Below are 13397 nucleotides of genomic sequence, written 5' to 3' on the forward strand. Positions count from 1 at the left end.
CACCACACAACCACAAAAAGGGTCGCATGATGAAGTAGTACAGTACACACTATTGAGTTCTCAAACCACCACACACAGCCAGATCACACCGGAACCCAGTCCCGAAGCTCACCAACCGGCAGCAAGATGAATAACTTACACGAACCCAAACCAAAACGCAAACCCACCCCAACCAAAACACCCCAAAACCCCTGAAAACACACACAACCACCGGCGTGTCGAAAACACCCCACAACCCCACCACCAACACCACAACACACCACCCAACCACCACCACAACACACCACAACAACCCCACCACCGGCGTGTCACACACCAACCACCGAATCGCCACCAGCATCAGGAGGCCGCCCCCTCCCCGCTGCGCATAGACGCTCCGGGCACCGGCGCCGTTCATGGTAAGCCTGTAGACAACGGTGGCGGCCGCACCGCGCACGCGATGGCCGTCGGCAGCGGACACAGGAACAGGAGCGCGACATGGCGAAGAAGATCATGGTGTTCACCGGAGCAGGCATCTCCACATCGGCGGGAATCCCGGATTTCCGAGGGCCTGACGGCGTATGGACGAAACACCCCGATCAGATGCAGGTGTACGACATCGACGCCTTTCTCAGCGACAAGGAGGCGCGAGAATACTCATGGCGGTGGCAGAAGGAGTCACCGGTGTGGAACGCGCAGCCCGGCGCGGCGCACTACGCGCTCGTCGACCTCGAGAAGGCGGGACTGCTCAGCCTCATCGCGACGCAGAACTTCGATGCGCTGCACGAAAAGGCGGGCAACAGCCCCGACAGGATCGTGAACCTGCACGGCACGATCGGCACATCGCACTGCCTCAAATGCCATGCCGGCTACGACACGGCGGACATCATGGCACGGCTCGACGAGGAGCCGGACCCGCACTGCCATCGCAGGCTGCCATACAGCGGCAACATGCCCTGCAACGGGCTGCTCAAAACGGACGTCGTCTACTTCGGCGAAATGCTGCCGGAAGGCGCGATGGAACGGTCGATCCGCGCCGCGCAGCAGGCGGATGAACTGTGGGTCGTCGGTTCGACGCTCGAGGTGTTCCCGGCGGCGAGCATCGTGCCGGCGGCCGCGCAGGCGGGCACGTCGATCACGATCATGAACATGGGACGCACCCAGTACGATTCGCTCGCCAACCGGCTCATCCACGACGACATCGCCGTCGCGCTGCCGCAGCTCGTCGAGGAGACGATTGCCGCGAATCGGGAATGAGCGACGGGCGGCGCGCGGCCCCGACGGCGGCGCGCACCGCTGTACCGTACGGTGCGCGATGGGTCCGGCGCAGCGACGGGCGCCGACCCGCCGCGCGGCTCACCGACGCCCGCGACGCAGCTCGAGCCGCGCGTTCATGCGGCGAACATCGGCGCGGAACACGACGCCGCAGATCGCCGAGATAATCGCCGTGAACACCAGAATGAACACGACGACGCTGACGACCGCCCACACGCCGTACTGACGAGGGATCCAGCCGATCCACCAGGCGATCAGCATGTAGACGACGGTGCCCGGCGCGAGCGCGATGAGCATCTGCGCCCACTTCGCAAGACGGTCGCTGAGCCACACGACGGCCGGCGCGCCGTACGCGACGCCGATGGCGAGCATCGCCGCGAACTGCTTGACGAGCATCGCGCCGGTCTCGCCTCCCATCACGAGTCCCGCGACTCCAGAGAAGGCCATCGCGATGAATGCGGCGATGCCGATGCCGACGGCCGTGTATTTCGCCAGCGCACGGCCGATAGCGGGGACGTTCGCTCCGCCGTTGTTCGTGTTCGTGGTCATTTCAGCCTCCTTCAGACTGTTCGTTGTCGTTGGTCGTCGCGTCCGGAAAGCCCTCACATGCCGAGCGCGGCCTTGAACGCGCCGAGGTACCGTCGCGAGATCCATTCGAGGGTGCCGTCGATCATCCGCACGCCGTATGCGCCGCCGAAACCGGGTTCGACACTGTCGATGGCGTTGAGATTGACGATCGCGGATTTGCCGATGCGGACGAAATCAGCGCCCAGCCGCTCCTCGAGTTCGTAGAGACGGCTGTTCGTCCTCAGCACGCCCTTCGCCGTCACGAGCTGCACGGCGCCGTCGTCGGCGCGAGCGACGTACACATCCGCGATCGGCACGACGACGCTGCTACCGCCGCGTCTGCCGACGACGGCGTCATGCAGGCCGCCGCCTTGTTCGACAACGGTGGAGTCGTCGCCGATCGCGGCGAGCAGTCGCACCGCCCGCTCGAGGTCGTCGCTCGACATGCGCGCCGTGATACGCGCCTTCTCGTGTGCAACCGCCGGATCCACCGACAATTCGACTCGCATGGCCTTGCTCCTCCTCGATCTGCGTTCGTCTCGATTCGCCCGCGATATGGGACGTGCAAGCGGATGCCCGCGCCCCCTGTTCGGATGCGTCACCTCCACCGTATCCGCGGTGCGCAGGCGAAACCCCGGCGTTCCGACAAGCGGCGCGTTTCACGCGACAAGCGGCGTGCGTCCAGCGCAGACGATGAGAGGCCGGATACGGGAGAAAATCCCCGTATCCGGCCTCTCATCGACGTTGCAGACGGTCGCCCTCGGCACGGTGTTGCACGTGGAACACCGTGTGGAACATCGGCGGAGCATACCGCCGCGCCGGGCATGCGTTCAGTAGATGCGCTTCGGCGTGTATCCGGCGTCGCGCATCATCTGCAGCACCTGCTCGATATGCTCGGGCCCGTTCGTCTCCACGGTGACGCCGAGCGCGACCGAATTCGTGTAGTGGCCGTTCGCCTTGAACTGGTCGTGGTCGAGCGCGATGACGTTCGCGCGCGCCTTCGCGAGGATCGTTGCGACCTTGACGAGCTGACCCGGGGTGTCCGGCAGCTCGACCTCGAAATTCATGATGCGGCCGCGCGCGATCATGCCCTTCTGGATGACGGCGCCGATCGTGACGGTGTCGATGTTGCCGCCGGACATGATCGGGACGACGACGTGCTCCCCTGCCGCTTCGGCGAACTTGCGCGAGCGCAGGTTGAGGTGCTCGAGCGCGGCGAGCGAGACGGCGCCGGCCGCCTCGACGACCATCTTGTGTTTTTCGAGCATGAGCAGGATCATCTCGTTGATGTCACGTTCGGAGACCTCGATGAGGTCGTCGAGGAACTCGTTGAGCAACGCGAAGGTCAGGTCGCCCGGGCGGCGCACGGCGACGCCTTCGGCCGACGTGACGACCTTGTCCGCGGCGACGACGCGGGCGGAGTCGAGCGACTTGCGCCACGCGGGCGATCCCTCGGGGATGGCGCCGATGACGCGCACGTCGGGGCGGAAGGTCTTGACGGCGAGCGCGACGCCCGCGCCCAGGCCGCCTCCGCCGAGCGGCACGACGATGTCGGTGACCTCGGGGCAATCCTCGAGGATCTCCATCGCGATCGTACCCTGCCCGCACAGCACCTCGTAGTCGTCGAAGGGCGGCACATAGGTCATGCCCTCGCTCTGGGAAAGCTCGATGGCGTAGGCGGCGGCCTCGTCGAAGACATCGCCGTGCAGCACGACGTCCGCGCCGTACGCCTTGGTGGCGTCCACCTTAAGCGGCGGCGTGATCTGCGGCATCAGGATCGTCGCCTTCGCTCCGCGTTCGCGCGCCGCGTACGCGACGCCCTGCGCATGGTTGCCGGCCGACGCGGTGACGATGCCGCGGGCGAGCTCGTCATCGGTCAAAGATGCGATCTTGTTGTAGGCGCCGCGAATCTTGAACGAACCGGTGACCTGCAGGTTCTCCGGCTTGAGCAGAATCGTATGGCCGGTCATCTCGGACAGCACCGGGGATGCGATGAGCTGCGTATGCTTCGCGGTTCCCTCAAGTCGTTCGGCGGCCAGTTTCAGTTCGGCGGCATGGTCATGCCGCATCGCCTGCAATACATCTTTTTGTTCCATAAGCCGCTATTGTAGGGTTCCGCGCAGCAACTGCCAGCGCTGCGTCCGCCTAGTGGCCGCGCGGGTGAGATGGGCGGGCGAAAGACGCGAACTGCGGGGCTCAGCCCACAGCGTATCCTTCGCCGGGAGCATGTTTCGCGGGAAACGTTTTTGCATGCCTAACGGCTCGGAGCCGGCGGCTTCTACCGCTTGCCCGCGGCGTCCTTGCCGTATTCCCACAGCAGCAGTTCATTCACCGTCGTCAACACCGACGGGTCGAAATCCTTCTTGTCCAAATGCGCCGACCGCAGGAAACCCTTGTTCTTCGAGAATGCGTTGCCCAACAGCCTGCGGTCGGTGTCGTCGATGTCGACCCTGTACAGCAGATTGGCCAACGAGACAATGGCCGCGCTGTGCTTCTTGTCGAAGTGCTTGCCTGTGGAGAGCCCGAACTCGGTCAGGTCTTCTGGGGTGACCTTCGGCTGCAGTCCCAGAATCGGATTCACCAGCAATTGCGTGGAGGCGTTCATCAGGTTCACGTACGACCCAAGTTCATACTGCTGGGCTTCGGTCATCTGGTTGTAGTCCAGCCCGAACGACTTCGTGCGCGCAGTGGCCTCGTCAAGGCGGGGATTCTCATCGCCTATGCGCGCAATGCGCTCCTTGAGCTCCGTTTCCGCCAGCTTATACGACTTGGCATCGCGTTTGCCGATCAGGATGAACACGTTCTCGAGCTTCTTCTTCTCTTCGTTGCCCTTGTACAGCAAGAAGCCGCTGCCGAGCAGCGCGACGCCGGCGATTGCCCAACCAACCGGGCCACACAAGGCAAGGAATGCGTTGCCGGCGGCCATGCCGCCGCCGCCAGCCGCCAACGCGCCGCCGCCGAGCCACGCGAGCGCCGCGTTGGTTGCCGCGGCGCCGCTCAGCGCGGAGATGGCGGTGCCAGTGGATGCCACGCCGAACGTGGTGGCGATGCCCATGGCGGCTGCGGGCGCGAGCGCCACGAAGGCCACGCCCGCACCCACGCCGGCGGCACCCGCACCGGCGTTCTTCAGTATCGCTTTTTTGTAATCATCTTCGATCTTTTGCGCCTGCTGCTTCCATTCGAGGCGGATCTTCTTCAGCTCCTCGTACTGGAGACGCTGCTCGGCGGGAATGTTCCGAATGGCGTCGAAGCAAGCCTGGATCTCGTTGAGGTTGTCGAAAAGCCGCGCGTCACGTTCCCCCAATTCGACGATCTGTTCGTTCACCTTGTCCAACGCCTGTTGCGCCTCATTGCGCGCCTCCTCCATCTTCGAGGGTTTCTTCTCGAAGGCGTCCTGGATATTGCGGTTGATGCCTCCGGCGGTTTTGGAGACGTTCTCCCCCACCCGGGAAGCGAAAGCCCCCACGTTGTGCGACACGTTTTCCGCAGCGGATGAGACATTGCGCCCCACATCACCTGCGAAGTTGTTGATGTTGCGGCCCGCCTCGCCTGCGGCCCGGGAGATGTTGTTGCCCACATCGCCGGCGGCCTTGCCGACATTGTTCACCACGTCCCCTGTGGCTTTGCTCACGTTCTTGCCGATCTCGTTGAACGCATTGCCCATATTGTCGAAGAAATTGCCCATGGTTGCTCCTAGTTGTTGAAATATGCGTCAATGTCGGATTTGGACGCCAGAATGCGCTCCTCCGGCACCTTGCGCAGTTGCGCCAACTGCACGGATTTTGCGAATGCGCGCTCATATGGCGCGCTGCGTTTGAAGTCCTCGGTGAAATCAACCAAGTGGCGGTCGTCGTACAACCTGCCGAGTTCGCGCAGACCATCAAGATAGTCTTCGACGATCGTGCGCTCGCGCCGAGCGAATTCCGCGTTTGGGCCGGCGGTCTGCAATGTCATCGCCCGCACGCCCTCGCCGTATAGACTGATGGCGAACCGGCCGGCCCCCACCAGGTTGAGCCGCATCATGAATTCCCGCACGTTGAATGTGCCGGCGCCGGTGACAGCTCCACGGATTGCGGCATCCGTGGTGTCCAACAGGCAGAACGTGCCATGCGCCACCGTGAGCATGCGCTGCACGGTCGAATTGGAAAACGGTTCGCACGCCTCCCACATGGCTTGCATGGAGAAATCACTGGGGTTGGTGGAACTGGCGTAGGCGAACAGCCGACGGACGGCGTAGAACAGCCGGGTGATGGCCTCGTTGAGCAATACCGGAACGGATTGCGCGGCGAGGAACCGAACGTCATACCCCTGCTCGTAGACCTGATTGGCGAGCTGCTGGAAGCGCTCAAGAAACCTGGGTGCGGGCAGTGGAACGTCTCGGGCCTGCATGGCGTATTGCTTGATCATAGTCCACACCGGGGTGGGAATGCCCAGTGCGGGCAGCGCCTGCTGCATGGCCTCAACGGCGTCGTACCGGCTGAACAACTGGTACCCCAGCCAATTGGCGATGCCGCAGAAAATCTTCTCTGCAGGTGTGTTGCCATGCAAACCGGCACCTGCGTCCTTGTCATGCATGAAGTGGAGTTTGCCCGCCCCTCCGGCAGGGGCGGTGTTGGTGAATTCGCCGAGAATGGCGAAGAAGACGCCGAGCAACGACGATTCGCGCCCGAACGCACGGAACGATCTGCCCCGGCTTTCCGGGTCGATGTCTTCCTCGAACAACAGGCCGAGTTTCCGGGCATGGGGGGAACCGGAGTCGGCAAGGAACTTGGTTGCAAGGAATGCCACGGCTGATTGGATGCCGGCTTGTTCGCCGTTCCAACCACACAGTTTCGCAAAGGTCACCGTAGTGCGCCGCATCCACTGCAACGCCGGCCCCTGTAGTTTTGAGTCCCTTGGCGCACCCACGCAGAAGATGTCAATCACGCCGCAGAGTGCGCCCGAGCCGGCGGCCAACGCATAGTCGAGTTGGTCACATTCGGGCTGCAGCCGTTCAGCCAAAGCGATGATGTCATCCAGCTGATCCAATTCCGCTTGCGCGGTCTCGGTAGCTTGGGCGATGTACGCGCCGAACGCATAGTCATCATCATTGCCGATGGTCAGGTCAAGTACAGCTGCGTCGCCCATATGTGGATCCCCTCGTATTGGACACACTCGTTAAGATTACCAACATTGTAGTGGCTGGGCACCTGCGCCATACCCATCTCAGCTGGGAAGGAGCATTTTCTTGGGACAGGGCCAGTACGGGCGGCCATACATGGCATGGTTTTCAGCCCTCATACCCGAGGGATCCCCGGAAAATGCTCCTCCCCAGCCAAGATGGATCGGGCATACTAAAAAACCGGCCTCAAGGGCCGGTTTTTTAGTACTTGAACGCCGTCACAACTGCACAACGACGCCTTCCCACTCGGAAAGCTCTCCCTTGGCGATGGACTTGACACTGTGGATCGCGTCATAGGTGCTCAGCACCACATGGTCCTCCGTCACACCATTGCGCAACAACTCCTGCGCATGTGCAGGCAGCGCCGCATGGTGCCCGCTCAGGTTGATCATGACGAGCATGCGGCTCTCCCCCAGTGTGCGTGTGAACGCGTACACCGCCTCATCGTTGTCGTCGACGAGCTCCCATGCGCCGGCGGCGACAAGCGCGCTGTTGTGCCGCAGGTTGACGAGCTTCTTGTAGAACGCGTACACGGAGTCCGGATCGTCGAACTGCGCGGCCGCGTTGATCTCGACGTGGTTCGGGTTCACCGAGATCCACGGTTCGCCCTTCGCGTCGACCGCCGTGAATCCCGCGTACTTCGAGCCGTCCCACTGCATCGGCGTGCGCGCGTTGTCACGCCCGAAGAGCGCGAGCGCCTCCATCATCGATTCCTTCGGCTGCACCTTCGCCTCTTCGACGCGCTGACGGTAGGCGTTGATCGATTCGAGGTCGCGGTACTGGTCGAGCTTCGTGAAGTGCGCGCCGGTCATGCCGAGTTCCTCGCCCTGATAGATGTACGGGGTGCCGCGGTGCAGATGGATGAGCATGCCGAAGGCCTTCGCGGAGCGTGCGCGCATCTCCTCGCTCGTGTCGTCGCCCCAGCGGGTGACGACACGCGGCTGGTCGTGGTTGCAGGTGAACAGGCTCGCCCAGCCGCGATCGTGCACGGCCTCCTGCTGCGCCTTGAGCTGTTCGCGCAGGTGGCGCACGTCGAATTTGACGATGTCCCACTTCGAGTCGCCCTGGTCGATGCCGACGTGGTCGAAGAGGAACAGCATGTCGAGTTCCTTGTTCGCAGGATCGGTGATGAATTCGTTGCGCACGGCGTCGACGCCCGGGGCTTCGCCGACGTTCATGTAGCCGCCGCGCTTCTCGAAGACCTCACGGCGCATCTCCTTGAGGAACTCGTCGATGCGCGGGCCGTCGGAGCAGAACGGATACGGCGACGAATAGCCTTCCTCGCCCGCCGGGTAGTCGTCGATCGTGCTGCCGGGCTCGCCGGGCAGACGGCCGTCGGCGTCGACGACCTTCGAGATCTGCGTGATGACGTCCATGCGGAAGCCGTCGATGCCGCGGTCCATCCACCAGTTCATCATGTCGTACACGGCCTTGCGCACGGCCGGGTTCTCCCAGTTGAGGTCCGGCTGCTTCTTCGAATACTGGTGCAGGAAGTATTCGCCGCGCTGTTCGTCGTACTGCCAGGCGGAGCCGCCGAAATACGAGCCCCACTGGTTGGGTTCGGCCCCCGGTTCGCCAGGCGTCTTGCCTTCGCGCGCCGGACGCCACCAGTACCAGTCCGCCTTGTCCGACTCCGGGTCGCGCGACTCCTGGAACCATGCATGCTCGTCGGAGGTGTGGTTGACGACGAGGTCCATAATCACTTTGATGCCGCGGGCATGCGCCTGCTCGAGCAGCTCGTCCATGTCCTCCATCGTGCCGAAGATCGGGTCGATCGCCTGATAGTCGGAGATGTCGTAGCCGTTGTCGTCCTGCGGGGACTGGTAGACGGGGCTGAGCCAGATGACGTCGACGCCGAGGTCGGCGATGTAGTCGAGACGGCTCGTGATGCCTTTGAGGTCGCCGATGCCGTCGCCGTTGGAATCCTGGAAGCTGCGCGGATAGATCTGGTAGACGACGGCGTTCGCCCACCACGGGTTCGGCGTGGCGCCGTTCGTGCGCGCGGAATCGGGTAACGCGGAACGGTTGAGTGTGGTCATGGGTGCGGCTCCTTTGCTTGGTATTTCAACGATTTTGAGATGTGCCCATACTAGTCGGCGGTGAATTAGTTTCCCATTCGCTGTTTGCTATGGGCGTGTGGGAAAGTATTTATGCGCCGGCCACGGCGAGCACGGCGTATTCGCCGTACCCCAGTTCGATGTCGAACGTCTCGCCTGCATTGACCTGCGTGCATGCGCCGTTTTCGAGGTTTCGCACCGTGCATGCCGCATCGCCTGCATGGATATGTGCGGTCTGCCGCGCGTCTGTGTTCAGCCCGATGAACATCACGACCTCTTCGCCACGGAAGGTGTTGCGGACGCCAAGGGGCACGGTGGAATGCACCGGATCGGCGAGCAAACTGCCTATGACCGGTACGCCCACGCCGTCGGGATGTGTCAGCACGCCGTCTTCGTCGAAGAACGGCCGCAGCGTTTCCGGATCGGTTTCGCCGAGCGCATCGGAGCAGTAGATCGGACCACCGCTGAACCAGCGCAGCCATGCGTGCACCCGCGCGTCGGGGTGCTTCGTCCAGAACATGTCCCAGTCACAGTGGTAGAGGCGGCCCATGAGCAGCGAGCAGTAGGCGTTCTCGATTGCGTGTTCGGGCAGCGATTCGGGGATGCGTGGGAAGAAGTCGTCGCTTGTGCGCGTGATCGGCGACGTCGGGCGGCTCCAGTAGTTCTCAGGCGCCATGCCCATGCAGTTGATGAGCGCGGAATCGAACACCTCGGCGCAGACCCGGTCGAGCGCCTTGTGCCGTTCGCGCAGCGCGGCGAAGGATTCGATGCCGCGCGTGAGCACCGGTATCGTGCTTTGCGAATCCACCTTGACGAAGTCGATGCCGTCGTGGGCCAGCCCCTCATCCCAATGCCGCCAGAATCGTTCGCCGTCGGAGCCGACGTGGCGTCCGCCGGCCGTCGATACATCCGACGGCGGCCGCGAGGACGGCACGGTCATGCCGTTCGGCAGCGTCTCAAGCATGTGCCCGCACCGGCGCGATTCGATGGCATCGGGGTCGACGCCTCCCCAATAGCCGTGGAACGCCTGCCATACGCCCACATGCCGCACGCCGTAATCCCGCTTGAGCACGTCCACCGTATGGGCGAGGCCTTCGGGGAATCGCGTCCGGTCGGCCCCGAAGCCTTGCAGCCGGTTGTTCTCGGTCTGCGACCAGCCGTCATCGATGAGCACCCATGAGATCGGCACCTGCAGACGCCGAAACTCCTCCATCTTGGCGAGGATCCCCTCCTCGCTCACCTGCTGTCCAAGCGAATCCCATGTGCACCATCCGAGACCGCGCAACGCCTCGGGGAACCGCCGTCCCTCGCGCATTGCGATGCCGTTGGCCCGTGCTGCGCGCCGCGTGCATCGTTCAATGAGCATGTACGGGTCGTCACCATGCGCATACAACAGTGCCAGACCCTCCACAGTCGTATGCCCCACCTGATTCGTCGACACGTCGATCGCCACGCCGGCCGCACATCCCTCGGCGCCGCGGATATCGGCGCGGCATGCTCCGTCGCTCGCCGCAAGCAGCAGATGCCACTGTTGGTCCGCGGCACGCCACAGCAGCAGCTGCGTGCGTGGCGGCACGTTCGCGAAGCCGCCCACCCATGTCGGACGCATCCACCATTCCTTGTGCTGATACAGGCACAGCATCGGTGCCTCCGGCATCGGCAGCGCGTCCTCGGGCAGCGCGCACATCACCGTGAGCGCGCGCGATGCGCGGAACGTCGGGTACTCGAGGATCGGATTGCCGACGGGCAACTGCGCTTGCACGGCGATCTCGACGAGTTCACCGTCGCCGCGCACGTCGACCGATTCGAGAGGGAGCGTCCGCGTATCGCACTCCCCCGCGGTTCCGCATTCGGTATGCGCGGTCACTGACGCGACCTCCGGCAGTCGTCTCGTCATATGCATGCTCCTTCGCGCGCCGATGTCCCCGATATCATAGCCGAACCCGCCACACGTCCAAATCCTACCCGCATCCCAATCTGTCGTCGTTCGTTGACGAAACAAAGCAATCAATCCGGAAACCAACGACACTGATGGCTGACCTTAGCACGAGAACTGACTCCTGACGTATAAAGGACATCACACATGACAATGTCACTAATGATGTCTTTATCTGTCCTTAACGAAGGTATCATGTCACTCTGTTATCCATATGGATACAGCAGCCACCCGGAAGAGGCCGATCTCATCAGCCGTCTTCTCGACGCCGGCGAAGGGCTGGAGATTGAATATAAACGGTGCCGCGACCTTCCTCACGACGACACGTTCGAGACGATATGCTCTTTCGCCAACAGGCAGGGGGCACATTCTCCTGGGGTGGCGGGATAACGGAACGGCCGAAGGCGTCAATGCGTCACGCGTTCGGGAGATCTGCCGGAATGTGGCCAACCGATTGAACAATCCGAATTATTTCAATATCATGCGGTCGGCCATGCTTGAGGGGCCGACCGCATGATGGTCTTCAGTACGTATTTCTTTCCTATCGCGGCTACTTCACGGCGCCGCGCATGACGCCGCCGACAACCCACTTCTGGGCGAAGATGTAGACGACGAGCACCGGGGCCATGGCCATCAGGTAGCTCGCGAAGGCCTGCGGGTAGTTCGTCGCGAACTGCGAGCTGAACACGTACTGCGCAAGCGGAATCGTCTGGTTGCTCTGATCGGTGAGGATGATGAGCGGCAGCAGGAAGTCGTTCCACGCCCACAGCGCCGTCATGATCGCGATCGTCGCGTTGATCGGCCCCATCAGCGGGAAGATGATCCTCCAGAAGATGCGCCACGTGCTCGCGCCGTCAATGCGCGCGGCCTCCTCGAGCGAGACCGGGATCGAACGGATGAAACCGGTCGCGATGAACAGGTTCGTGCCCAGGCCGAGGATGACGTAGAGGATGATCAGGCCGGCCTGGTTGTCGAGATGCCACGAGCCCATCTGCTTGGCGAGCGGCAGCATGACGACCGGGAACGGCACGAACATCGCGGCGATGAAGAAGTAGTAGAGGAAGCGGAAGAACCGCTTGTCCATGTTGCGCGCAATCGCGTAGGCGACGAAAGTGTTCGTCACGAGCGTGAGCGAGACGGCGAGCACGGTGATGATCGCCGAATTGAGCGCGGCGCGCGGATAGTCGACCTTCGCCGACGCGGCGGCGAAGTTGCCCCACTGCCAGCTCGACGGCAGGCTGAAGGTGCCCGCTTCGGCCGGCGTCTTCAGCGCCGTGACGACGGTGAAATACAGCGGCACGAGAATCGTCAGGCTGAACACGGCGACGACGGCCGTCAGCCACCAGTTGACGTGCCGGTCCTTGCGGAACCCCGTGGACGCGGCGTTGGCGGATGCGATGGTGGTGGTTGCGGTGGTCATGATCTCACACCTTCTCTTTGCTGCTGAAGAACTTGAGCTGGATGAACGCGATGATCGCGAGGACGATGAAGAACAGCACGGCGTTGGCCGTCTGATAGGCGTATTCACCGCCGGTGAGGCCGCCCTTCCAGATGAGGTAGGTGACCGTCTCCGTCTTCGAGTTCGGACCGCCGTCGGTGAGCGCGACGACCTGGTCGAAGGTGCCGAGCGCGTTCTTCATCGTGAGCACGAGATTGATCGTGAAGAACGGTCCGATCAGCGGGAACGTGATCTTCCAGAACTTCTGCCACGCATTGGCGCCGTCGATCGCGGCGGCCTCGTAGACCTGGGCGTCCACCGTCTGCAGACCGGCGAGGTAGATGAGCACCGAATAGGCGACGCCCTGCCACACGGCGAGGAAGACGATCGGAATCCACGCGAGGCGTTCGCTCGTCAACAGCGATTCGCTCAGCCATCCGATGCCGAGCGCCTTGCCGAGCGCGGGCAACGGCTGCATGAAGATGTACTTGAACACGTAGCCGATGACGAGCACCGCCAATGTGTACGGAATGAAGTAGATGGCGCGGAAGCCGTTCTTCCAGGCGATCTTGCCGTTGAGCGCGACCGAAAGGAACAAGGCGATCACGTTGATGAGCACGGTGATGGCGATGGCGATCAGGAACGTGAACAGATAGGCGTGTCCGACGCGCCCGTCATGGAACAGCGCCGTATAGTTCTTGAATCCGATCCAACCGTAGTCGCCGTAGCCTTGCGAGTTCGTGAACGAATACAGCACGCCTTGGATGAACGGCACGTACAGGAACACGGCGAAGATCGCCGCGGCCGGCACGGCCATCCAGTAGTAGGCATGGTCCACTTTGCGGTCGGAGAACGCCGAAGCCTTCCTCTTGCGCGGCGTCTTGCTCGCCGGCCTGCGGGAACGGCGGGTGTCGATGTCGTTCGCAAGCACGTCCTCCATCGCGCGCGCCTGCTGATCGGCGTTGGTCAACGAAGTCATTTCTG

Annotated in this window: 10 protein-coding genes; 1 reads left to right on the forward strand and 9 read right to left on the reverse strand. The window is 62.9% G+C overall.

Annotated features, from left to right (window positions below; all coding sequences use genetic code 11):
- Positions 1-477 precede the first annotated feature (477 nt).
- Positions 478-1236 (forward strand): SIR2 family NAD-dependent protein deacylase, encoded by a 759-nt coding sequence (locus D2E22_RS10130; RefSeq protein WP_126032959.1) that lies wholly within the window; start codon positions 478-480, stop codon positions 1234-1236.
- Between the two features lie 99 nt (positions 1237-1335).
- Here D2E22_RS10130 and D2E22_RS10135 read toward each other — a convergent pair whose 3' ends face one another.
- From D2E22_RS10135 to D2E22_RS10175, 9 genes are all read right to left on the reverse strand, one after another.
- Positions 1336-1803 (reverse strand): DUF3021 domain-containing protein, encoded by a 468-nt coding sequence (locus D2E22_RS10135; RefSeq protein ID WP_164518511.1) that lies wholly within the window; start codon positions 1801-1803, stop codon positions 1336-1338.
- Positions 1804-1856: 53 nt separating this feature from the next.
- A complete protein-coding gene (locus D2E22_RS10140; RefSeq protein ID WP_126032961.1) occupies positions 1857-2330 on the reverse strand; it encodes a LytTR family DNA-binding domain-containing protein in 474 nt (157 codons plus the stop codon).
- 321 nt (positions 2331-2651) lie between these two features.
- A complete protein-coding gene (gene ilvA, locus D2E22_RS10145) occupies positions 2652-3917 on the reverse strand; it encodes a threonine ammonia-lyase (protein WP_126032962.1) in 1266 nt (421 codons plus the stop codon).
- A gap of 182 nt (positions 3918-4099) precedes the next feature.
- Positions 4100-5506, reverse strand: coding sequence for a hypothetical protein (locus D2E22_RS10150; protein ID WP_206431431.1), 1407 nt, complete (start codon positions 5504-5506; stop codon positions 4100-4102).
- 8 nt (positions 5507-5514) lie between these two features.
- Positions 5515-6948 (reverse strand): hypothetical protein, encoded by a 1434-nt coding sequence (locus D2E22_RS10155; RefSeq protein WP_126032963.1) that lies wholly within the window; start codon positions 6946-6948, stop codon positions 5515-5517.
- Positions 6949-7200: 252 nt separating this feature from the next.
- Positions 7201-9021, reverse strand: coding sequence for a glycoside hydrolase family 13 protein (locus D2E22_RS10160; protein ID WP_126032964.1), 1821 nt, complete (start codon positions 9019-9021; stop codon positions 7201-7203).
- A gap of 109 nt (positions 9022-9130) precedes the next feature.
- A complete protein-coding gene (locus D2E22_RS10165) occupies positions 9131-10936 on the reverse strand; it encodes a Sip1-related alpha-galactosidase (protein ID WP_241218402.1) in 1806 nt (601 codons plus the stop codon).
- Positions 10937-11525: 589 nt separating this feature from the next.
- Entirely contained in the window at positions 11526-12395 is an 870-nt protein-coding gene (locus D2E22_RS10170; RefSeq protein WP_126032965.1) for a carbohydrate ABC transporter permease, read from the reverse strand.
- A 4-nt stretch (positions 12396-12399) separates the two neighbouring features.
- Complete coding sequence (locus D2E22_RS10175; protein WP_126032976.1) at positions 12400-13353, reverse strand: carbohydrate ABC transporter permease; 954 nt, start codon at positions 13351-13353, stop codon at positions 12400-12402.
- Positions 13354-13397 lie beyond the last annotated feature (44 nt).

Origin of the sequence: Bifidobacterium castoris (assembly GCF_003952025.1) — a bacterium.
Taxonomy (GTDB): domain Bacteria; phylum Actinomycetota; class Actinomycetes; order Actinomycetales; family Bifidobacteriaceae; genus Bifidobacterium; species Bifidobacterium castoris.